Origin of the sequence: Yersinia mollaretii ATCC 43969, from assembly GCF_013282725.1 — a bacterium.
Taxonomy (GTDB): Bacteria; Pseudomonadota; Gammaproteobacteria; order Enterobacterales; family Enterobacteriaceae; genus Yersinia; species Yersinia mollaretii.
The window spans coordinates 3681876-3704573 of sequence record NZ_CP054043.1 but is presented as its reverse complement, the minus strand read 5'-3'; the positions used below and the strand labels follow the sequence as shown (position 1 = coordinate 3704573).

The following is a 22698-nucleotide window of genomic DNA, read 5'->3' as shown; positions in this document are numbered from 1 at the left end:
GCCTTTATTCATTATGCCTTAACAGCCGCCTTTATCCTCCCAGACCTTACCCCAGTCTGTGCCGTTACCGCTGGTGTCGGTTACCGCGCTATCACCCGGTTTGTTTTCGGCAGAAACCCACCACTTATTGCTATATACCCTGCCATCTTTACTGATTGTCGTTGGCACTTCATAGACTTTCTGTTCCCACGATGGCGCACTGCACTGTTGTGGTACGACAGGTTTTGGTTCAATGACGGTTGGCTGCTCGCCTTTAACCGTCGAGTCACATACGCCTTTATCTTCCCAAGGTTGACTCCAGCCCGTACCGTTACCCGTGGTATCAGTCACCGCAGTATCACCCGGAACCATTGTCGCGGATACCCACCATTTGTTGGTATAAATGTGCCCGTCTTTACTGATCGATGTCGGCACTTCATAGACTTTCTGTTCCCACGCTGGCACGCTGCATTGTACTGGTTTTTCTACTGGGTTGACCGGGGTGACTGCCTCAATAACCTCACCATTCAGATATTGGCGACCATCGTAGCTCTCCAAATACTCCCAATAGGTATCACTGGTTTGGTTAGTTGGAAAATATGAATATGAGCTCGTTTTTAAGCGGAAATAATCACGGGTATGGGTGTAAGGGTTATCGTATAGATAGAATGTACCTGGGATATTTTTTGTTGCGGTACTATCCCAGAAATTAAACTCCCCCTCTATTTGGTAACGTTGTTTGATTAGCTCATTGTAAGCTTCCCGTGCCGAGATATTTTCACCTCCAGTTTTCAACTGAGTCGAGCTGGCCAACCGCATTGCCATATGATTGCTATCCGTAACCGTGACTGGAATGGACAACATGGCATTTTGTAATACGTTATGTGGCGCTCGCAGGGTAATTTCGTGACCCTTGTCAGCGATAACCTCAACGCCTGCGGGAATATCCCATTGGTAATCTAACTCGGATCTCTCTCGGTTAGTGACATCGACAGAGACGCTGAATACATCCCCTGCATTGACCGTCTCAGGAACACGGACATCGCCGGTGATATTTTGCTGTGTTAGCAGGTAACTGTGAGCAATATTACTGTCAGTATTCAGCCAAATCGGTTTTGTTAACTGAGGCAAATTCATCGTTTGTAATTGAGCGCTTGTCTCTTGAGTCGGTTTGAGTCCCCAACGATGGAAAAACGATTCTAGGTTAACGCCTGCAACCCGACTCGTTTCTAGAAGGAATCTCTGTTTCTTCTCATCATTATTTTTGGGTTGCTCTGCTTGAGTGAGTGTTCGGTAACGATCACCAAGGCGCTGGTAGAAGTCTTGACCAAAGGCAAGATCCAACTGCCAAAACATCGCAAATCGGATAGATGGGCTTACCTCTTCATAGTTATGGCCACTGGTCTTCATAAAAGCATCAACAAGATCCCAACGTGATTCTGCCTCAAGGCGGGAGGTTTCCCCCAGCGCCCGCTGAACGTACAAAGAGGTCAGATTGACGGTAGTTTCAGTATCGTTATCAAAAGTCCACGCTGGCATTTGATAGTGGTGACCTAACTCATGCCAAGGCCCCCAGGCTTTCTGTAACAATTCAGTGGTGATCACCTCAGGAATGTATTCGCTATTACTCCCTAACCAGTAATCCCCTGCCGACAGTGTACCCCCAGTGCTATCGGGCTTACTGACAAACTGATATTGGAAAGGGGTCGCGCGATGGGGGAAAGCTCTCTCTGCGCTGAGCCCGAATTGCTCTTCCGCGAGGTCAACAATGCGGTCCCATAAGAGTAAAATTCCCTCAGGATCGGTGGCCTGCTTGCGCATATTTTTAATTGGCATGGTGAGAATCATGCGCTTACCGACTAGCTCGGCAAAGGGCGCATCACTAAATTGCGCTAACTGCTGCGGCCACTCTTCTGCGGTATTTTCACCTAGAATAAAGCGCGGCATAGGCTTCCCGCCCTTCAGCAGGTTAACCGTCATTTCACTGCTACCCGGCTGATTGGTGGCGGCGAAATAAAGAGGGCCAGTATTTGCAACCTCAATTTCATTGATGCCTTCTTGCAGCTTAACCACCTGCCGCTCAAAGTTCGCTTCTTTGCCTTTCTTGACTGGCACAATCCAGAGTTCAGGCAATTCATCAATGGCTTCCCCCTTATGCTGATACTCAATATGCAGGATCTCTCCTTTGTTCGCCCAGAACCCGCTGGATTGAGTCGGATGGGTAAAGCGATTGCGCTTATGTTGCCCAGTAAAATAAACGGGAGAGCCATTCTGAACCACATGAATTTGCCGCGTTACTTCAGCACTATTATTCGCATCTTTTGCTTGCTGAATTGACTGGTTGGACGGAACTTTTGCAACGGTCGCGGATAATGTTGAGGAGAAGCCCAGAGCCAGCAACAGACTCAGGGCAATAGGTGTAGTACGTAATTTGGGATGTAACATAACGCTATCTCCGAATAGCATTCAACTCCAATCACCTGTCGATGAAGATTGAATTAGTTAAGAAATGATTTGTGAGGCGGCATTCTAAGTTATTAATTCTTAACGTAACTCTTGGGTTAAGGCTAAAGCCAGAGAAGTCGAAAAAAGTCACAGTAACTTATGGATGTTAAGGATGATTAATGGCGATTAAGGAGGGGATCTCTTTCCCAGCGCCTTATTTCTTCGGCAAGAGCAGTCACTGAGTGTGCTTAAAATATCGGAATCAAAAAATAAGGGGCAATTAAGGGCAAAAACCAGCAGTGGAGGGAATAGACAGATCCTAACAGGCTCAATAGCGGGAACTGCTCACTATGGCGGAATTTTGTTTTTTGAAATCACTAACTTATTATTTTTAAATCTCTTTTTTTAAACCATTTGTCAAATTGATGGTTTGCTTTATAAAATTGACTGTGGTAAAAATAGGTTAGTTAATTATTCCAATTTTATGAGGGTTTTAGGCGTATCACACTATGTTTGGCTAACAAGTACGTGGCTAAAGTAGGTGTGGCTAAAAAAAAGAGATATATTATGATGAAAACTAATGGAATTACTTTCAAACCTTCTACCTGCCAACTCTTCCTGTCTGCCATTCTGGCCAGTGAGCATCACTGGTGCAGCGAGCTGTAGCGTCTTTCTCTCTCCGTCTTAAGTCAATTTACAAAAAAATTATACGCCAAGTGAGTTTCTATTTCTTACGGCCTCCCCACCGCTATGCCTTGTGAATGGCACGGTGAATCAGGATAACCGTAATAAATAGACCTTAGCGTGCGTTTATGCGTGTTAGGAGAAGAAAGATGATTTATTGGATATTTTTAGGTTTAGCGATTGTCGCTGAAATTATTGGCACCTTATCAATGAAATACGCCAGTGTTAGCGGTGAGATGGCCGGGCATATCGTGATGTATTTTATGATAACCGGTTCTTATATTTTGCTGGCTCTGGCGGTTAAAAAAGTAGCGCTGGGTGTGGCGTATGCTTTATGGGAAGGGATTGGCATCCTGATTATTACCCTTTTCAGTGTGCTGTGGTTTGATGAAAGTTTATCCGCGCTGAAGATAGCGGGCCTAGCGACCTTGGTGGCTGGGATCATGCTAGTGAAATCAGGTACTCGTAAACCGAAGAAGCCGAGCAGCCAGAACCGAAATGCAGGTGAGCATCATGCAACAGCTTGAGTTTTATCATATTGCTTTTCTGATTCTGGCGGTCATTTTGGAGATTATCGCCAATATCTTGCTGAAAATGTCAGATGGTTTTCGCCGTGTATGGTTGGGCATCTTATCATTGCTGTCGGTATTAGGGGCATTCAGCGCCTTGGCGCAAGCCGTGAAAGGCATTGAGTTATCCGTGGCTTATGCTTTATGGGGCGGATTTGGTATTGCCGCGACTGTGGCGGCGGGCTGGATTTTGTTTAATCAGCGTTTGAACTATAAAGGTTGGATTGGCCTGATTTTGCTGCTGGCGGGAATGGTGATGATTAAATTGTCATAACCCAGAGTCCGGCGGGGCGACTGTACCGATGGGCGCTCCACCGGCTTAGGCTGCTACGACCCATTCGGTACATTTTCTCGCTAATCAGATTGCCGCAATAATTTTGATTTCAACTTTATACTTCGGATTCATCAGCTTGGCTTCGACGGTGCAGCGCACGGGCGCATTGCCATCGACAACCCAGGCATCCCACGCGGCATTCATCGCTGCAAAATCCGCTTTATCGACCAAAAAGATCGTGGCATCCAGAATGCGGCTTTTATCTGAGCCGAGCTGATTCAGCATCATATCAATCGCCGCCAACGTGTTGGCGGTCTGTGCGGTCGCGTCGGCATCCAGATTTTCCGGCACGCTGGTGTAATAAATGGTGTCGTTGTGAACCACTGCATCGGACCAACGTTTTTCTGGATTAATTCGCTCGATACTCATTTTCAATTCCTTATGTGAATGCCAATGTCAGTTATTGGCATAAGGGTAGCATAGCTTATGGCGAGAATGTGTAGTCGCGGGGCGATAGGCTTGGCATAATCAGCGCTGATTTCGCCCGGAAGAGACAGTGTGATAGACGATTTTGCAACAGATGGCGCACTAGCGCAGGCCATTACAGGTTTTAATCCCCGAGAATCCCAGCGCCAGATGGCTGCGGCCATCACTGAATCTATTGATGGCAAACAGCAACTGGTGGTCGAGGCGGGCACAGGCACGGGCAAAACATTTGCCTATTTGGCCCCCGCACTGCGGGCTGATTGCAAAGTGATCATCTCCACTGGCTCTAAGGCATTGCAGGATCAGCTCTATTCCCGTGATCTGCCCACCGTCGCGACCGCCTTAAAATACAAAGGGAAATTGGCCCTATTGAAAGGGCGCTCAAACTACCTTTGTCTGGAGCGCCTTGAGCAGCAATCATTGGCGGGGGGCGAGTTGGCGGGTGAAACCCTCGTCGATTTGGTTCGCCTGCGCGGGTGGTCAGCGGAAACCGTTGACGGCGATATCAGCACTTGTGGAGAGGTGGCGGAAGACAGCTTTGTCTGGCCATTGGTTACCAGCACCAATGATAACTGTCTGGGCAGTGATTGCCCGCTGTATAAAGAGTGTTTTGTGGTGAAAGCCCGCCGCAAGGCGATGGATGCGGATGTTGTGGTGGTGAACCATCATCTGTTTTTGGCTGACATGGTGGTCAAAGAGAGCGGTTTTGCCGAATTAATCCCCACCGCAGATGTGATGATTTTCGATGAAGCTCATCAGATTCCGGATATTGCCAGCCAATACTTCGGCCAGCAGCTCACCAGCAGGCAACTGATGGATCTGGCAAAAGACATCATTATTGCTTATCGCACCGAAGTGCGGGACTCCGCGCAATTACAGAAAAGTGCCGATCGCCTGTCGCAAAGCACCCAAGATTTCCGCTTGGTACTGGGAGACCCCGGTTATCGCGGCAATTTACGCGACGTGATGGAGCAGCCTGCGATTCAGCGGGCGCTGTTATTGCTCGATGATGCGTTAGAGCTATGTTACGACGTGATGAAGTTGTCGCTAGGGCGTTCCGCCATGCTGGATGCCGCCTTTGAGCGCGCCACGGTCTATCGTAACCGCCTCAAGCGCCTAAAAGAGGTCACCACGCCGGGCTACAGCTATTGGTATGAGTGCAACTCACGCCATTTTATTCTGGCGCTGACGCCACTTTCGGTCTCCGATCGCTTCCGTGAATTGATCGAAGAGAAGCCGGGAACCTGGATTTTCACCTCCGCCACACTCTCGGTTAACGACCAACTCTCCCACTTCACCACACGTCTGGGGCTGACGAACGCCAAGACCTTGCTGTTGCCCAGCCCGTTTGATTATGCCAATCAAGCCTTGCTCTGCGTGCCGCGCAATCTGCCCTCCGCCAATGAGCCGGGGGCGGCACGGAAACTGGCCGTGATGCTCAAACCCTTAATTGACGCCAATAAAGGGCGCTGTTTCTTCCTCTGCACTTCGCACCAGATGATGCGCGGATTGGCGGAGGAGTTTCGCGCCAGCATGACACTACCCGTGTTGGTGCAAGGCGAAACCAGTAAAGGGCAGTTACTGGCGCAGTTTGTGGCGGCGGGGAATGCCCTGTTAGTTGCGACCAGCAGTTTTTGGGAGGGGGTGGATGTCCGTGGCGATGCATTATCTTGCGTTATCATCGACAAGCTGCCATTCACCTCACCGGACGATCCGTTGCTGAAAGCTCGGATTGAAGATTGCCGTCTGCGCGGCGGGGACCCCTTTAATGATGTGCAATTGCCCGATGCAGTTATCACCCTGAAACAGGGCGTGGGGCGATTGATTCGCGACATTGATGATCGTGGTGTACTGGTTATCTGTGATAATCGATTGGTGATGCGCCCTTATGGCGCGATGTTCCTCAATAGCTTGCCACCGACCCCACGAACCCGCTCACTGGCGAAAGCCATCGCTTTTCTCAAGCAGCGCGATTAAAGGCAAAGCGAGGAGGGGTGTGCTATCATGCGCGCCCTGTGTTGAATTCATACTCTTTTCCTGCCGAGGTTGGCATGTCCACGCGAATTTTAGCGATCGATACCGCAACAGAAGCTTGTTCTGTCGCACTCTGGAATAACGGCGAAGTACAGGCTTTGTTTGAGCTTTGCCCACGGGAACACACCCAACGAATTTTACCGATGGTGCAGCAAATTTTGGCTGAGTCGGGCCTATCACTAGGGCAACTTGATGCGTTGGCCTTTGGCCGGGGGCCGGGGAGTTTTACCGGTGTGCGCATTGGTATCGGCATTGGTCAAGGGTTGGCATTAGGTGCTGACTTGCCAATGATTGGTGTCTCCACCTTGCAAACCATGGCGCAGGGTGCATTTAGGCTGACGGGCGCGTCTCGAGTATTGGCCGCGATAGATGCCCGGATGGGTGAAGTCTATTGGGGTGAGTTTGAGCGAGAGGCCGAAGGCGTTTGGCTCGGTGAATCGACGGAAGCGGTGATGACTCCTGAACAAACGGGGGTACGCGCTCAATCGTTAAGTGGTGATTGGGCCACCGTAGGCACGGGCTGGCAAACTTACCCTGATCTGATTAGCGGCAGTAATGTGCTGCTGGCTGACGGACAAATGTGCTTACCGCAAGCCGAAGATATGCTGCCTTTGGCGTTATCATTATGGGCGAACGGACACGCTGTCAGTGTGGAAAATGCGGAGCCAGTCTATCTGCGTAATGAAGTCACTTGGAAAAAACTGCCGGGCCGCTAGCACTTAGCAACTTGTTATTGAAATTAGAGTCTAAAATATCAGGACAACGAAAGAGATAATAAGGGGTAACAGACGATGGCGATTAAAACGTCAATAGCTCAATCGACAAATCATAAAAACCGTAAATGGATGTTGGGTTGGCTGAGTTTGGGGGTTTTGTTACTTTCCGGTTGCGTGACGATCCCCCCTGCGATTCAGGGCACCACCGCGACGCCGCAACAAAATCTTAATCTTGTCAGAACCTCACCACAGGTATTTATCGGTCAGGAGGCGCGTTTCGGCGGCACAGTGATTAATGTGACCAACGAACCGCACCGCACCCGCCTTGAGATTGCCAGCGTCCCATTAGATTCGGGTGCTAGACCGATATTGGGCGAACCCTCACAGGGGCGGGTGATTGCCTACGTGAATGGTTTCCTCGAGCCAGTTGATTTCCGAGGGCATCTTGTCACCGTCGTCGGGCCAATTACTGGCGTTGAAGCCGGTAAAATTGGCATGACGCCGTATACCTTTGTGGTGATGAATGCCACTGGCTACAAACGATGGCATCTTGAACAGCAAGTGATGCTGCCACCAACGATGGGGCCGTGGGGGTATCGGCACCCTGAAATGTGGGGGCCGGGCTGGGGTTGGTATGGCCCTGGACCCGCACCGGTACAAACCATTGTCACTGAGTAACTTGTTGTTGTGTTAGCAGTAACATCATTAGGAGAAGGCGCTGAATTTAGCGCCTTTTTTTATCTCTGTTTTACAGCGATTAAGCGGCAAAAGATTATATAATCAAATAGTTATCATATTTAACATGATGGGTAATTTATAACAATTTGATTTTGTTGTGTTTTGTTGAATAGCATTGGCTGCCTTGGCTATTTTCGGGATCTCGGTACCAGAAAATAGTGATGTATCTCTCAACCTTAAAATTGTTTAAAAGCAAACTGGTACGCTGAGTTAAAATATTGTTAAAGTTCTGGTGTAAATTTGCGTCTTATCTTAGTGACCAATAACAATTTCAGGAGTACTACCTTGGAAAAAGTATGGCTAAAACGTTATCCGGCAGATGTCCCCGCAGAGATAGACCCGGATCGCTACTCTTCTTTGGTGGAAATGTTTGAGAATGCGGCATTGCGTTATGCGGACCAACCCGCGTTTATCAATATGGGCGAGGTGATGACTTTCCGTAAGTTGGAAGAGCGCAGCCGTGCTTTCGCCGCCTATTTACAGCAAGGTTTGGGGTTGCAAAAAGGCGACCGTGTTGCGCTAATGATGCCAAATCTGCTGCAATATCCTATTGCTTTGTTTGGCATTTTACGCGCAGGTATGGTTGTGGTGAATGTTAACCCACTCTATACCCCCAGAGAGTTGGAGCATCAACTCAACGATAGTGGGGCTGCGGCAATCGTTATTGTCTCCAACTTTGCCCATACATTGGAAAAAGTTGTTTTTAAAACTCAGGTCAAGCACGTCATTTTAACCCGCATGGGCGATCAGTTATCGACGGCAAAAGGGACGCTGGTGAATTTCGTGGTGAAATACATCAAGAGATTGGTGCCGAAATACTATTTGCCTGACGCCATTTCATTTCGTACTGCGCTGCAAAAAGGTCGCCGTCTGCAATATGTTAAACCGGACGTGATCAATACCGATATGGCCTTTTTACAGTACACCGGCGGCACGACGGGGGTAGCGAAAGGGGCGATGTTGACCCACCGTAATATGCAGTCGAACTTAGAACAGGCGAAAGCCGCCTATGCGCCACTGTTGCAACCCGGTCATGAATTGGTGGTGACGGCGCTGCCGCTTTATCACATCTTTGCTTTAACTATGAACTGCCTGCTGTTTATTGAGCTGGGTGGACGTAGCTTATTGATCACTAATCCACGCGATATTCCGGGAATGGTGAAAGAGCTAAGTCATTATCCATTCACGGCAATGACAGGGGTGAATACCTTATTTAACGCCTTGTTAAATAACGAAGAGTTTACCAAGTTGGATTTCTCTACGCTGCGCCTGTCCGTCGGCGGCGGGATGCCGGTGCAGAAGGCCGTGGCTGAACGGTGGGAAAAACTCACCGGCAAGCACTTGCTGGAAGGTTATGGACTGACCGAGTGTTCGCCGTTAGTGACGGGTAACCCTTATGACTTGAAACATTACAGTGGCAGCATTGGTCTACCTGTGCCTTCAACGGATGTGCGGCTGGTTGATGATGAGGGTCGGGATGTTGGATTTGGCGAACCGGGTGAACTATGGGTGCGTGGCCCACAAGTTATGTTAGGCTATTGGCAGCGGCCAGAAGCCACTGATGAAGTACTGAAAGAGGGCTGGCTAGCAACAGGCGATGTCGCCACTCTCGATGAACAAGGCTTTTTGCGCATCGTTGATCGCAAGAAGGACATGATTCTGGTTTCAGGTTTTAACGTCTACCCCAATGAGATTGAAGATGTGGTCGCGTTACATCCAAAAGTACTCGAGTCTGCTGTCATCGGGGTACCTAATGGGGTTGCTGGCGAGGCGGTGAAACTGTTCGTTGTGAAAAAAGATACCACCCTGACACAAGAAGAGCTGCTAACCCATTGCCGCCGCTACCTGACAGGGTATAAAGTACCGAAAATAGTAGAGTTCCGTGACGAACTGCCGAAATCGAATGTCGGCAAAATTTTACGTAGGGAATTGCGTGATGAGCTTGTTATGAATAAGGCTGGCGATCAAGACGCGGCTTAACGTAACGGCATCACCCAATCATTATCAACAACGCCGGTCATCACCGGCGTTGTTGTGTTTGCCATAGACGATATCCGTCCCTTGAAAGAGGGCGGGTATAATGACCAAGAGAATGACGTTTTGAATTATCAGTTGATCACCACCAATGATGGATTGCAGCAGGTCTGCGAACAAGCCCGGAAACATGCTCATGTCGCGCTGGATACAGAGTTTGTCAGAACACGCACTTACTATCCGCAGTTGGGCCTGATTCAACTGTATGACGGTGAACAACTCTCACTGATTGATCCTTTACCTATCACCGAGTGGCAACCTTTCCGCGAGTTATTGCAAGATTTGAATGTGGTGAAGTATCTGCATGCGGGAAGCGAAGATCTTGAAGTGTTCTTAAATGCCTTCGACAGAATGCCAACGCCGATGATTGATACTCAGGTACTGGCCGCCTTTTCAGGACGATCGTTGTCTTGTGGCTTTGCCATGCTGGTTAATGAGTTTGAAGGGGTTGAGTTAGATAAAAGCGAATCTCGTACTGATTGGATAGCCCGCCCATTAAGTGAAAAACAGTGTGATTACGCGGCTGCCGATGTGTTTTACCTGTTGCCTTTAGCGACTAAATTAGTTGAAGCCACAGAAGCCGCAGGGCGTATGGATGCGGCTAAAGATGAATGCGAGCTGTTGTGCCGTCGTCGTAGTGAGACACTGGACCCAGAGCTGGCATATCGCGAAATCACCAACGCCTGGCAGTTACGCGGGCGTCAGTTGGCATGTTTACAGAAGCTGGCAGCATGGCGCTTGCGTCAAGCGCGTGAGCGTGATCTGGCGGTGAATTTCGTGGTGCGGGAAGAGAACCTCTGGCAAGTTGCCCGTTATCAGCCAACTTCGCTAGGTGAGCTGGACTCCTTGGGGCTGAGTGGACAGGAGATTCGCTATCATGGCCGAACCTTGCTGGCACTGGTTGCTGAGGGTAATGCTGTACCTGAAGACCAAATCCCAGCACCAGTCGCTAACTTAATTGACCAGCCCGGCTACAAGAAAGTGTTTAAAGACATTAAAGCGCTCATTTTGTCCGTCAGTGAGCGCTCTGGACTTAGCAGCGAATTACTGGCCTCACGTCGTCAAATAAACCAATTACTCAGTTGGCACTGGAAATTGAAATTATCTGATACTCAGCCTGAATTATTAAGTGGTTGGCGTGGTGATTTGTTATCTGCGGAATTGACCGAGATTTTACAGCAGTATTAATCGATATTCAGAGTGGGGAGACTTCACTCTGGCTATTTCAGTTTTAATTCATCAGGATTTTATGAATAACCGAAATAGAAACTAGGAATTTTCTTGTTTTAGCGGATGTGTCTATTTAACTACGGTAATAAAGCTGGCTATATACACAGTGAGTGGAGGTAACTTTCCACAATAAATAACACTGTAAATAAACACCCCTGTAAATGAATACAGGGGTTAGTTATTGCGAAGAAATCATTTAGGCGTTTCTTCCGTTTCCGGTAATGTCACGTTAAGTTCAAGCACCGAAATATCATCCCCTTTTTGCTCAAATTGCACATGCAGCATTTCAGGTTCGATCTGGATATATTTACAAATAACCGCCAAAATATCGCGTTTTAAGTCAGGCAAATAATGGGGCGCACTGTCCCCACGACGACGTTCAGCGACGATAATTTGCAGCCGTTCCTTGGCTATATTGGCTGTCGGTTTTTTGCGGGACAGAAAAAAGTCTAACAAAGCCATGGTTTATCCCCCAAAAAGGCGTTTCAGGAAGCCCTTCTTCTCTTCTTCGATGAAGCGGAAGGGGCGTTCTTCTCCTAGCAAACGGTCAACGGTATCGTCATAAGCTTTACCAGCATCTGACTCTTTGTCCAGAATCACAGGCTCGCCTTGGTTCGAGGCACGCAATACAGACTGGTCTTCTGGTATAACGCCAACCAATGGGATCCTCAGAATGTCGAGGACATCTTCCATGCTAAGCATATCGCCGCGATTAACTCGCCCTGGGTTGTAGCGGGTCAACAGCAGATGTTCTTTAATCGGATCTTGACCATTCTCGGCACGACGTGACTTGGATGACAGAATCCCGAGGATACGGTCTGAGTCACGAACTGAAGAGACTTCAGGGTTTGTGGTGATGACGGCTTCGTCGGCAAAATAGAGTGCCATCAAAGCGCCGCTTTCGATGCCAGCAGGGGAGTCACACACCACGAACTCGAAATTCATTTCGCCAAGATCGTTCAAAATCTTTTCAACACCCTCTTTGGTCAGGGCGTCTTTGTCTCGGGTCTGAGAGGCGGGCAGGATATACAGATTATCTGTGCGCTTATCTTTTATTAGTGCTTGGTTCAAAGTGGCATCACCTTGAATCACATTAACAAAATCATAAACGACCCGGCGCTCACATCCCATAATCAAATCTAGGTTCCGTAGGCCGATATCGAAATCGATAACCACGGTTTTTTTACCTTTTTGGGCCAAGCCGGTTGCAATAGCCGCGCTTGATGTGGTCTTGCCAACGCCCCCTTTACCCGATGTAACAACAATAATGCGTGCCATGAAATGGATTCCTTGTCAAAAGGGCTTAATTTAAAGGTTGTATAGTTAGTGCGTTATCCAGCAGATGCAGACGTGCGGCCTGACCAAAATAGTCAGGCGGAATCTGATCACTCAACCAGTACTGCCCTGCGATAGAGACTAGTTCAGCACCCAGATGCGTGCAAAAAATCTGGCATTGGGCATCACCGGATGCACCTGCTAGCGCACGGCCTCGCATCATTCCATAGATATGAATATTGCCGTCGGCAATTAATTCAGCACCGGCACTGACGCTGCTGATAACAATCAAATCGCAATTACGAGCATAAATCTGTTGGCCAGAACGGACAGGCGCGTTGATGATTCGAGTCTTAGTCGGAACGTTTTCTGGCGGGCTGATCACCGGTTCGGGTGCCATTTTCTGGCCTTTTCCCTCACTCAGTAACGGTAAGCCTGCTCGTGCTATCGCCCGTTTTTGACGCTCATCCTGACAACCACTGATGCCAACAATACGCAGACCCGCTGAGGTGACAGCCTGTTGGAGATCTTTCCAGTTAGCACCGTTAGGTAACGTTGCAACGTTAATCACAACAGGGGCGTTTTTCAGGAAAGCGGGAGCTTGATCCACTTTTTCCTGTAATGCCTGACGGATTACCTCCGGTCGTGAATCATGTAAATGAATGACCGAAAGGGTAAAACTACTGCCTTTTAACTCAATTGGCGATTGTGACATCTATCCTGACTCAGTTTCAGCTACGTTTAATCCCCAGAATATCATTCGGGGTACAATATTCTGATGTTCCCAAGCATGTTATAGGTAATATAAAAATAAATCTATCCGTATCAATATATTGAAATCTTAAGGTCACAATGACACCAATCAGACAAGAAATTACAGCATAACTTCTGCTTATTCGCTAGCCCTGAGCGGCCTATATTTGGCTGATATCACTGCCATTCTTGATTTGTGTATTTTTTCAACAATTAAATTCACTTAGCACGGATTTTACTGCGTCTGTAAAATTCGTTATTTTTATCAAATGTGGTGATTTTTTTATCATGTGACCTGTTTTTTTATAAAATACAGTAATAGCTCATCATTATTATCGGTTCCGTGAAATACTCCCGCTGTTATTTCGGAGAAGTCTCACTTAGCCATCTGTACATCCTGATATCGCGAGAGTGTGATACATGCTTGGCATGTTATAATTTTCGGCTACCATACATTTTTACTATCGAATTCGATCAATAGAGTCCAGAACATGCTTTGTGCTATTTATAGAAGCCCGAAACGGGATCAGACCTACCTCTATATTGAAAAGAAAGATGATTTTTCGCGAGTGCCTGCTGAGCTGCTTGCTAGCTTTGGCAAACCTCAATTCGCTATGCAACTGGCATTAAACAGCCGTAAAACCTTAGCGACCGCCGATATCGATAAAGTGAAAAGTGCACTTGTTGATCAGGGTTTTTATCTGCAAGTCCCGCCGCCGCCAGAGAGTTTGCTGAAAATGCATTTAGGCGAAACTAAAATATAATCTCAGGATTAAGACTTTCACCTTCCTCGTCAGTGGGTTATCCCTCTGTTGAGGAGGGGGCGTGGTGTGGGATGAGGCCATAAGCGAAATTGCGGGCAGACTTCAATATTGAGTTGGCGTGATAGTCTCTCTATGCCATAGTCGTTTGACTGCGGTGTCGAGTCTATCAGGATGTAAATTCAGGAGAGGCAGTATGTATCAACATAGAGACTGGCAAGGGGCTTTGCTGGATTTTCCAGTGAATAAAGTGGTTTGCGTAGGCAGTAACTATGCCGAACATATTAAAGAGATGGGGAGTGCAGCCCCAGTTGAACCGGTTCTGTTTATCAAACCTGAAACGGCGTTATGTGATATTCGCCAACCGGTGTCGATCCCCAAAGATTTCGGTGCTGTGCACCACGAAGTAGAATTGGCTGTTTTGATCGGTACGCCGTTAAAACAAGCCAGTGAAGATAGAGTGGCCCGTGCAATTGCAGGTTATGGTGTGGCGTTAGATTTAACACTGCGTGAACTGCAAGCGGGTCTGAAGAAGGCGGGGCAGCCGTGGGAGAAATCCAAAGCCTTTGATGGCTCTTGCCCGATCTCCGGTTTTATACCGGTAGCTGAGTTTGGCGATGCGCAACAGGCCGATTTATCCCTGACAATTAATGATGAAATTCGTCAGCAGGGTAATACACGCGATATGATTACCCCTATTATTCCGCTGATAAGTTATATCAGCCGCTTCTTTACCTTACGGGCTGGCGATATTATTCTGACGGGTACCCCACAAGGGGTGGGGCCGATGAAGTCGGGTGACATGCTTAAAATAATGCTCAATGGCAAGACATTGAACACCCGCATAATCTAAGAAAATCCCTGCCGCTTATGCCTTTGGACTGGGCGGCAGGGCTTGCATCTGGCCGCTAAAACGTCTATAACGACCCGCTCATTTGTTCACACCGGATACCCATATGTCACAACTTCCTTTTTGGCAACAAAAAACACTCGCTGAGATGTCAGATAGTGAATGGGAATCACTGTGCGACGGTTGCGGCCAATGCTGTTTGAACAAACTGATTGATGAGGACACTGATGAAATCTACTTCACCAATGTGGCCTGCGATCAGCTCAACATTAAAACCTGCCAGTGTCGTAACTATGAGCACCGCTTTGAATTGGAAGAGGATTGCATCAAGTTAACCCGCGAAAATCTGGTCACTTTTGATTGGTTGCCGCCTACTTGCGCCTACCGACTCATTGGCGAAGGCCGTGGCTTACCCCAATGGCATCCGCTATTAACGAAGTCAAAATCCGCTATGCATGGCGAACGGATCTCAGTGCGCCATATTGCGGTTCACGAAAGTGAAGTGATCGACTGGCAAGACCATATTCTGAATAAGCCTCAGTGGGCCAGATAACACGTACCTGTTGATAGGCCAGATATGGCATACTAACGCCGAAATTTAACCAAGAAACTAAATAAAATGAAATATTCAACGTTAGCCGCTGTCATCATCGGCATCTCCGCTACTTTAGGTAGCGTTTCGCAGCAGGCTCTGGCAGATGGGACGTCATTAATTAACCTTGATTGTCAATTGAAAGAGGGTAGCCATCTTTCCGCCGTGTTGGATGGCCCGAATCAACAATTGACCATTGATAAGTCTGTGTTTCAGTTCGTGAAGGTAAATCCGGAAGGTCAGGGTGAGTCATTAATTTTCCAGAAAGCCAATAGTCAGGATCAAGTCATTGCGTCCCTTAATATCTCAGCATTGCCTATTCGTCTGGCTGTTGTCGATGGTGAGCAGGCTAACCAGTACATTTGTACGCATACCAAAGCTTAATCCGCTTATCATCAGATTGAGATGAGGCTGCCTATAGGGTGGCCTTTTTTAGTTGTGTGATCTTTTTTATCTGCAAATCTGATTAAACCAACGGATGGATTAGTCCCTAGTTGACGCTAAAGTTACCCACAAAGTTGTAAAGTGAGTCCTCTATCTAGAGAGTTAAATAGCTTGATTGATAACACCGCGATAATTTCTGCTTCTGCAATTATTGAGAAGGGAGCGGTGATTGGTGCGAATGTACAAATTGGTCACTTTTGTCACATTGGCGCTCAAGTCACTATTGGTTCTGGCACGGTACTTAAATCACATATTGTCATTAATGGTATTACCGATCTTGGGTGTGACAATAATATTGGGCAGTTTTCCTCCATTGGTGAGGTTAATCAGGATCTTAAATATCAGGGTGAACAGACTCGGGTTATTATTGGTGATCGCAATTTGATTCAGCAAAATGTCACCATTCATCGCGGTACAGTACAAGGGATCGGTATTACACGTATTGGTGATGATAATAATCTGATGAGTCATGTGCATATTGGTCATGACTGCGTAATTGGTAATAATTGCTTATTAGAGTCGAATGTGGGGCTAGCAGGGCACGTTGAAGTCGATGATTCCGCCATTATTGGCGCAGCAAGTGCTGTACATCAGTTTTGTGTCATTGGTACTCATGCACTAGTCAACACGGGTTCCTGTGTTGTGCAAGACATCCCTCCTTATGTTATTGCTGAAGGTAATCGTGCTGCGCCGGTGGGAGTCAGGGATTTAGCCATTGGGCTTGATTGGCTGGAAAGCCGCGATGGGCTAGCGGTTAAAAACGCGTATCAGCTTATTTATCATGCCGGTAAGCAGGTGGCAGACGTCAATATTGAAATTGAGCTTCTCGCGAAAGAGTGGCAAATTTTGCACGCTTATAAGCCTTTCTTTTCCCGCTCAGCAAGGGGCATTATTCGTTAATTAATCGTGGGGCGAGTATCAATCAAACCCCATGGCACCAAGTGGTGTCATGGGGAGATAAAGATATGTCTAAAAATTATCGGCCAAACAGATCGCGTCTTTTTGGCTTAACAAACTGACTGATCAGAACGAGTATGCCAATCAATAAGTATGCAGCAAAGATCCCGACCAACCATTGCGGCATCTCCAATGACAAAAACTCCCACTGTTTTACTGAACAATCGCCATTAGCGACAAATACAGCAGGCAGCCATTTATCCAATGGTAGCCAAGATGGGAAGCTGACAAAGAAATCACAGGTGGTGAAAGGTGAAGGATGGAGTTGCAGCATAGTGTGCACCCAAGCGAGCTGGACGCCTCGCCATGCACTGTAGATCCAGATAAAAATAGCCAAGTAGCGCAGCGGTGATTTAGGCGCAATGGCACCCAACAACGATGCACCGAGAATACCGAATAACGCGGCACGTTCGTAAATACACATTACGCAAGGCTGTAACAACATCACGTGTTGAAAATAGAGCGCGATCAATTCTAGTGCAAGTGCAGTTAGGGCCATTAATAGCCAAGCACCGCGCCCTTTAGAGCAGCGGTTAAGGAATTGCAACATATCTTTATTTTCCATGCAGTAAGCAATTGTACCGGCAGTGTAAACCAAATCATCTTTGCTGCCAGCTACCCAAAGATAAAATTAGCCAAAAATCAGCTATTTCTCGCGCGTGACAACCTATCACAGGCATAAATTTTACTTTGGGTGAGATATTGGTTTGTTTTGCCAGCTCATCATCCCCGAAGTTAATCAACGCCCTTCATGGCGAGGAAAAGTGTAGAACTGGCAGAGACTATTATGCAAGTAATCAGTGTGTGATGCTAACCCCTGCTACGATATGAGGCAAACTTATCCAGCCACTTTGTGTCATCCATTCCGTTACTGGGACTAATAAATATTCAACACCCAACAGGCCGACCACTGTCATCACGATAGTATAAGGCAGAGCCATGTACACCATTCGGCCATACGAAAGGCGAATGAGTGGTGCCAGTGCAGAGGTCAGCAAGAACAGGAACGCTGCCTGCCCATTCGGCGTGGCGACTGAAGGGAGGTTAGTCCCGGTATTAATGGCGACAGCCAAAAACTCAAACTGTTTTAACGAAATCACGCCATGTTCAAATGCCGTTCGGGCCTCATTGATATAAACGGTGCCGACAAAAACATTGTCCGAGACCGAGGAGAGTAGGCCGTTAAACAGATAAAATAGCGATAGTTGTGCAGATGGCGAAGCTTGCAACACAAATTGTATTATGGGGCTGAATAGGCTTTGCTCAATGATTACTGCGACTACTGCGAAAAAGACGGTGAGCAAGGCGGCAAACGGCAACGCCTCCTGAAACGCTTTCCCCAGTGCATGTTCATTAGTGATTCCGCAGAGGGAGGTGGCGAGAATAATGACCGATAATCCGACCAAACCCACTTCGGCGATATGCAATGCCAACGCCAGTACCAACCAGACGCCAATCAGTGCTTGAGTCAGAAGTTTAACTTTCTCCTGTTGGCTTCTTTTTGCACTGGCTTGCTTGTCATAATCTGTCAGCACCTGACGAACACGCTCGGGTAGCTCGGCACCATAACCAAACAGTTTGAAACGTTCGACCAACAGACAGACCAGTAATCCGCAACACAATACGGGCAGTGTGACGGGCAACATGCGTAAGAAGAACTCAGCAAAATTCCAGCCTGCACTTTTGGCGATAATCAGATTCTGCGGTTCGCCAACCATGGTCATCACGCCACCCAGCGCTGTTCCCACGCCAGCATGCATCATCAGACTACGTAAAAATGCTAGGAATTGCTCCAGTGTTTTACGATTCTCCTGATTATCGATCCAACTGTCATCGGTAATGTCTTTATCGGTATGATTCGAGGCAACATGATGATAAATAGTATAAAAACCAACGGATACACTAATGACGACCGCAATAACGGTTAAGGCATCCAAGAAGGCAGAAAGAAATGCGGAGGCGACACAGAAAGCTAAAGAGAGAGTGATTTTTGAGCGGATATTGAGCAGAAGTTTAGTAAATACAAACAGTAGCAACTGCTTCATAAAGTAGATGCCCGCCACCATAAAGACCAGCAGTAGCAGCACTTCCAAATTATTGGCAATCTCTTCTGCGACTTGGTGTGGACGGGTCATACCGATGGCAATGGCCTGAATAGCGAGTAATCCGCCGGGTTGCAGGGGATAGCATTTCAACGCCATCGCTAACGTAAAGATAAATTCAATCACCAGCATCCAGCCTGCGACAAAGGGACTGACAAAAAAGAATACCAGTGGGTTAATAATGAGAAAGCCCACAATTGCCAGTTTGTACCAATCTGGTGAGTTACCAAGAAAATTCTTGAGTACAGCTTGCCTAATTGTCATATCCATTGTGAGTTACGGTCTCCTTAAATGAATTATTATGGTGCTATTCGTGTTCAAAGTTACATTTTACTTTACGTCATTCATCTAAAAGCAATGCGTATTGTCTGCCCATCATTACATCTACACAATTTTTGCAACTTTATGCCGACTTTCAGCGTTTGTGCGGTTCTGGCGCTATATCAGAGTAGAGTCGTCTGGTATGATGAGCGCATTAAATCGCTGATATGTATCGCTACGGAACGTCAAAAATATGGTTATAAAGGCGCAAAGTCCTGCCGGTTTCGCGGAAGAGTATATTATTGAAAGTATTTGGAATAACCGCTTCCCCCCAGGCACTATTTTGCCCGCAGAGCGTGAACTTTCAGAGCTAATTGGAGTTACCCGCACCACATTGCGTGAAGTGTTGCAACGGTTAGCCCGCGACGGCTGGCTCACTATTCAGCATGGTAAACCGACGAAAGTAAACAATTTTTGGGAGACATCCGGTCTCAATATATTGGAAACACTTGCGCGGCTTGACCACGACAGCGTCCCACAATTGATAGATAACTTACTGGCTGTTCGAACCAATATCGCCACTATTTTTGTCCGGACAGCAATCCGTAATCATCCAGAACAAGCGCAGGAAATTCTGGCACAAGCCCTGACGGTTGATGACAGCTCAGAAGCTTTTACTGCTCTGGATTATGGTATTTTCCGTGGGTTGGCTTTCGCTTCAGGTAATCCGATTTATGGTTTGATCCTGAATGGCATGAAAGGGCTATATACCCGTGTTGGGCGCTACTACTTCTCAAATCCTGAGGCGCGCAAGCTGGCACTGACCTTCTACAGCAAGCTGTCGGCGCTCTGTGATGAGAAAGCCGCTGATCAGGTGCTGGACTGTCTGCGCACTTACGGTAAAGAGAGCGGGGCTATTTGGCACAGCATGCAGGGCACGATGCCAAGTGATTTGGCTGATGCTCGCCGCTAGATGTAACCGCGCTAAAACAGAAAAACAAAGGGGCATTAGTGCTCCTTTTTCATGCTATGCCTAATCATGAATATCAGACATTTTCAGGTAAATCCTGAGGCAATAGCCGAGGATATAATGCAGACCAGCCAGTTATTTAGCGCACTTCAACAGCGGCAACAACAACGTGATCAACGCTATCTCAGTGGCTTGGTGGTCATGCTGTTATTGGCGCTGGTCGTCAGTTTGTGTGCCGGTGATATTTGGATCTTGCCCACACAGTGGTTCAGCGAAAGTGGGCAGTTATTTGTCTGGCAGTTGCGTTTGCCACGAGCACTCGCTGTGATGATGGTGGGTGCCAGCCTTGCCGTATCCGGTGCCGTGATGCAGGCCCTGTTTGAAAATCCCTTAGCTGAGCCGGGCTTATTAGGGGTGGCTAATGGTGCGGGTGTTGCACTGGTGATGGCGGTGTTACTGGGCCATGGGTTACTGCCCATCTGGTTTTTAAGTGCCTGCGCTATTGTCGGGGCCTTATTTATGACGATGCTTTTGCTCGGTTTTGCCCGCCGCCGTCGGCTGACCAACGCCCGCCTGCTGTTGGTTGGGGTTGCTTTGGGGATCGTTTGCAGCGCGATTATGACATGGGCGGTCTATTTCAGTACCAGTTTGGATCTGCGTCAGTTGATGTATTGGATGATGGGCGGCTTCAGCGGCATTGACTGGCGGCAGCAGGGGTTGGTTTTCGCACTGCTGCCGATTGTTATCTGGCTTTGCTGCCAAGGGCGGGTACTCAATTTTATGTCTCTGGGTGAACAGCAAGCCAGACAACTGGGGATTCCCCTTCATTTATGGCGAAATTTATTAGTATTGGCGATTGGTTTGTTGGTCGGTATCAGTGTGGCGTTGGCAGGGGTTATTAGCTTTATTGGTCTGGTTATCCCCCATATCTTGCGATTGACCGGCTTAACCGATCAACGGCGTCTATTAGTAGGGTGTGCTTTGGCTGGGGGTGGGGTGCTGCTATTGGCTGATGTTATCGCACGCATCGCACTATTTTCGGCAGAATTGCCAATTGGTGTGGTGACTGCAACTTTAGGCTCACCTCTATTTATCTGGTTGCTGACACGGGTGAAAAGTGTAAAGTGATCTGCCTGTCACCTTGCACGCTATTGTCAGCTCATCTGTTTTTCATCGCTGAATAAGGGTCCTTCCTGATGAGTAATCCCATCTATTCCATCCCAGTAAACACCATTGATCATCAATCCGTTCAACTGGAAAAGTATAAAGGCTCGGTTCTGTTAGTGGTTAATGTGGCCTCTCAGTGTGGCCTGACTCAGCAGTATGAAGGGCTGGAAAATCTTTATAAAACCTATCGTGAGCAAGGTTTCGAAGTCTTAGGCTTCCCGAGCAATGAGTTTGCTGGACAAGAACCGGGCAGTGATGAGGAGATTCAGGCTTTTTGTCGTGGGACCTTTGGTGTTGAATTCCCGATGTTCAGTAAAATCGAGGTCAATGGCCCGCAGCGGCACCCCCTATATCAGCAATTGATCGCCGCCAAATCGGTTGCGGTAAAACCTGAAGGGAGCGAGTTTTATCAGCGGTTAGCGAGTAAAGGGCGTGAGCCAAAGCAGCCGGGTGATATTTTGTGGAATTTTGAAAAATTCCTGATTGGCCGCGATGGTGTTGTGCTTGAACGCTTTGCTCCTGATATGACGCCAGAAGATCCGATATTGGTTGCCGCCATTACGCAAGCCTTGGGCCGTCACTGATTCACGGATGGAAAAGTCATTTTGAAGCTATTGCAACTCAGCAATCTCAATGTAGATACTCGCCTTGCGCCTTTTTCTACTCAGGTGACGGCTGGGCTGCAAATCCATCTGATTGGCCCGAATGGGGCTGGGAAAAGTACCCTACTAGCGGCGTTAGCAGGGTTATTACCTACGGGCGGAGACATTTCGCTTGTGGGGAAGTTACTACCTCTCTATTCAGGACATGAATTGGCCCGATTGCGGGCCTATTTGAGCCAACAGCAATCGGCACTGACCATGATGCCGGTTTTCCAATATCTCTCACTTTATCAGCCTGCGGGCGCTGACCCAGATGCTGTTGCAGCGACAATTGGTTATCTCTGCAACCAATTACGATTAACAGACAAATTACCTCGAATACTGTCACAACTCTCCGGGGGGGAGTGGCAGCGCGTTCGTTTGGCGGCGGTACTTTTGCAAGTTTGGCCAGATATCAATCCTGACAGTAAATTATTGCTGCTTGATGAGCCTTACACTGGGTTGGATGTGGCGCAGAAAGTGGCGTTAGATGCTTTATTGCGTGAGTTTTGTGCGACAGGCCGTAGCGCAATAATCAGTGCCCATGACCTTAACCATACTTTGCAGCAGGCTGATCACGTGTGGTTAATGATGCGTGGAAAGGTGTTGGCACAAGGGGAGACTCAGCAGGTCATGCAAACCGATACCTTATCGGAAGTATTTGAAGTGGACTTTCAAATACACAATTTTAATCAACAGAATTGGATTATTACAAAAAAAGTTTAACCTTATAGGT

At 47.7% G+C, this 22698-nt stretch carries 23 protein-coding genes; 16 read left to right on the top strand and 7 right to left on the bottom strand.

What is annotated here, in order from left to right; translation table 11 throughout:
• Positions 1-18 precede the first annotated feature (18 nt).
• Positions 19-2424, bottom strand: a complete 2406-nt coding sequence (locus HRD69_RS16535) for a M60 family metallopeptidase (protein WP_004874193.1) — start codon at positions 2422-2424, stop codon at positions 19-21.
• 833 nt (positions 2425-3257) lie between these two features.
• On the opposite strand from HRD69_RS16535, the gene mdtJ reads away from it, so the two are divergent.
• Positions 3258-3635: a multidrug/spermidine efflux SMR transporter subunit MdtJ gene (gene mdtJ, locus HRD69_RS16530; RefSeq protein ID WP_004874195.1), complete on the top strand. Its 378-nt coding sequence runs from the start codon at positions 3258-3260 to the stop codon at positions 3633-3635.
• Positions 3622-3951: a multidrug/spermidine efflux SMR transporter subunit MdtI gene (gene mdtI / locus HRD69_RS16525; RefSeq protein WP_005163022.1), complete on the top strand. Its 330-nt coding sequence runs from the start codon at positions 3622-3624 to the stop codon at positions 3949-3951. The genes mdtJ and mdtI overlap by 14 nt, the downstream gene beginning before the upstream one ends.
• An 84-nt stretch (positions 3952-4035) precedes the next feature.
• On the opposite strand, the gene HRD69_RS16520 is transcribed toward mdtI, so the two are convergent.
• Positions 4036-4380 (bottom strand): RidA family protein, encoded by a 345-nt coding sequence (locus HRD69_RS16520; RefSeq protein WP_004874197.1) that lies wholly within the window; start codon positions 4378-4380, stop codon positions 4036-4038.
• 129 nt (positions 4381-4509) lie between these two features.
• Between HRD69_RS16520 and yoaA the strand changes: the two genes are divergently transcribed.
• From yoaA to rnd, 5 genes are all read left to right on the top strand, one after another.
• Complete coding sequence (gene yoaA / locus HRD69_RS16515; protein ID WP_004874198.1) at positions 4510-6414, top strand: DNA repair helicase YoaA; 1905 nt, start codon at positions 4510-4512, stop codon at positions 6412-6414.
• A 74-nt stretch (positions 6415-6488) separates the two neighbouring features.
• The gene (gene tsaB, locus HRD69_RS16510) at positions 6489-7187 is read left to right on the top strand and encodes a tRNA (adenosine(37)-N6)-threonylcarbamoyltransferase complex dimerization subunit type 1 TsaB (RefSeq protein ID WP_004874199.1); all 699 of its coding nucleotides are present in this window, start codon (positions 6489-6491) and stop codon (positions 7185-7187) included.
• A gap of 75 nt (positions 7188-7262) precedes the next feature.
• The gene (locus tag HRD69_RS16505) at positions 7263-7865 is read left to right on the top strand and encodes a Slp family lipoprotein (RefSeq protein WP_004874200.1); all 603 of its coding nucleotides are present in this window, start codon (positions 7263-7265) and stop codon (positions 7863-7865) included.
• A gap of 345 nt (positions 7866-8210) precedes the next feature.
• The gene (gene fadD, locus HRD69_RS16500; RefSeq protein WP_032813510.1) at positions 8211-9905 is read left to right on the top strand and encodes a long-chain-fatty-acid--CoA ligase FadD; all 1695 of its coding nucleotides are present in this window, start codon (positions 8211-8213) and stop codon (positions 9903-9905) included.
• Positions 9906-10025: 120 nt separating this feature from the next.
• Entirely contained in the window at positions 10026-11147 is a 1122-nt protein-coding gene (rnd, locus tag HRD69_RS16495) for a ribonuclease D (protein ID WP_032813594.1), read from the top strand.
• Between the two features lie 234 nt (positions 11148-11381).
• On the opposite strand, the gene minE is transcribed toward rnd, so the two are convergent.
• From minE to minC, 3 genes are read right to left on the bottom strand one after another with little or no spacing between them, the layout of a single operon-like run.
• Positions 11382-11651 carry a cell division topological specificity factor MinE gene (gene minE / locus HRD69_RS16490; protein WP_004874203.1) on the bottom strand — a complete coding sequence of 90 codons (270 nt, stop codon included), beginning with the start codon at positions 11649-11651 and terminating at the stop codon, positions 11382-11384.
• 3 nt (positions 11652-11654) lie between these two features.
• Positions 11655-12467 (bottom strand): septum site-determining protein MinD, encoded by an 813-nt coding sequence (gene minD, locus HRD69_RS16485; protein WP_004874204.1) that lies wholly within the window; start codon positions 12465-12467, stop codon positions 11655-11657.
• Between the two features lie 25 nt (positions 12468-12492).
• On the bottom strand, positions 12493-13179 hold the full coding sequence (gene minC, locus HRD69_RS16480) for a septum site-determining protein MinC (RefSeq protein WP_004874205.1): 687 nt from the start codon (positions 13177-13179) through the stop codon (positions 12493-12495).
• A gap of 529 nt (positions 13180-13708) precedes the next feature.
• Here minC and HRD69_RS16475 point away from each other — a divergent pair.
• The 5 genes from HRD69_RS16475 (at position 13709) to lpxA (ending at position 16764) form a co-directional block, all read left to right on the top strand.
• Positions 13709-13981 (top strand): YcgL domain-containing protein, encoded by a 273-nt coding sequence (locus tag HRD69_RS16475; RefSeq protein WP_004874206.1) that lies wholly within the window; start codon positions 13709-13711, stop codon positions 13979-13981.
• A gap of 193 nt (positions 13982-14174) precedes the next feature.
• Complete coding sequence (locus tag HRD69_RS16470) at positions 14175-14831, top strand: fumarylacetoacetate hydrolase family protein (RefSeq protein ID WP_004874207.1); 657 nt, start codon at positions 14175-14177, stop codon at positions 14829-14831.
• A 103-nt stretch (positions 14832-14934) separates the two neighbouring features.
• Entirely contained in the window at positions 14935-15381 is a 447-nt protein-coding gene (locus HRD69_RS16465; RefSeq protein ID WP_004874208.1) for a YcgN family cysteine cluster protein, read from the top strand.
• A 66-nt stretch (positions 15382-15447) separates the two neighbouring features.
• On the top strand, positions 15448-15804 hold the full coding sequence (locus HRD69_RS16460; protein WP_004874209.1) for a hypothetical protein: 357 nt from the start codon (positions 15448-15450) through the stop codon (positions 15802-15804).
• Between the two features lie 171 nt (positions 15805-15975).
• On the top strand, positions 15976-16764 hold the full coding sequence (gene lpxA / locus HRD69_RS16455; RefSeq protein ID WP_004874210.1) for an acyl-ACP--UDP-N-acetylglucosamine O-acyltransferase: 789 nt from the start codon (positions 15976-15978) through the stop codon (positions 16762-16764).
• Between the two features lie 76 nt (positions 16765-16840).
• On the opposite strand, the gene dsbB is transcribed toward lpxA, so the two are convergent.
• Both dsbB and nhaB read right to left on the bottom strand, forming a co-directional pair.
• Positions 16841-17371 carry a disulfide bond formation protein DsbB gene (dsbB, locus tag HRD69_RS16450; protein ID WP_032813596.1) on the bottom strand — a complete coding sequence of 177 codons (531 nt, stop codon included), beginning with the start codon at positions 17369-17371 and terminating at the stop codon, positions 16841-16843.
• 247 nt (positions 17372-17618) lie between these two features.
• Positions 17619-19193, bottom strand: coding sequence for a sodium/proton antiporter NhaB (gene nhaB / locus HRD69_RS16445; RefSeq protein ID WP_004874213.1), 1575 nt, complete (start codon positions 19191-19193; stop codon positions 17619-17621).
• Positions 19194-19437: 244 nt separating this feature from the next.
• On the opposite strand from nhaB, the gene fadR reads away from it, so the two are divergent.
• From fadR to btuD, 4 genes are all read left to right on the top strand, one after another.
• Positions 19438-20157 (top strand): fatty acid metabolism transcriptional regulator FadR, encoded by a 720-nt coding sequence (gene fadR / locus HRD69_RS16440; RefSeq protein WP_004874214.1) that lies wholly within the window; start codon positions 19438-19440, stop codon positions 20155-20157.
• Positions 20158-20274: 117 nt separating this feature from the next.
• Complete coding sequence (gene btuC / locus HRD69_RS16435; protein ID WP_032813514.1) at positions 20275-21282, top strand: vitamin B12 ABC transporter permease BtuC; 1008 nt, start codon at positions 20275-20277, stop codon at positions 21280-21282.
• A gap of 68 nt (positions 21283-21350) precedes the next feature.
• Entirely contained in the window at positions 21351-21905 is a 555-nt protein-coding gene (locus HRD69_RS16430) for a glutathione peroxidase (protein WP_004874216.1), read from the top strand.
• Between the two features lie 21 nt (positions 21906-21926).
• The gene (gene btuD, locus HRD69_RS16425; RefSeq protein ID WP_032813516.1) at positions 21927-22688 is read left to right on the top strand and encodes a vitamin B12 ABC transporter ATP-binding protein BtuD; all 762 of its coding nucleotides are present in this window, start codon (positions 21927-21929) and stop codon (positions 22686-22688) included.
• Positions 22689-22698: the final 10 nt, after the last annotated feature.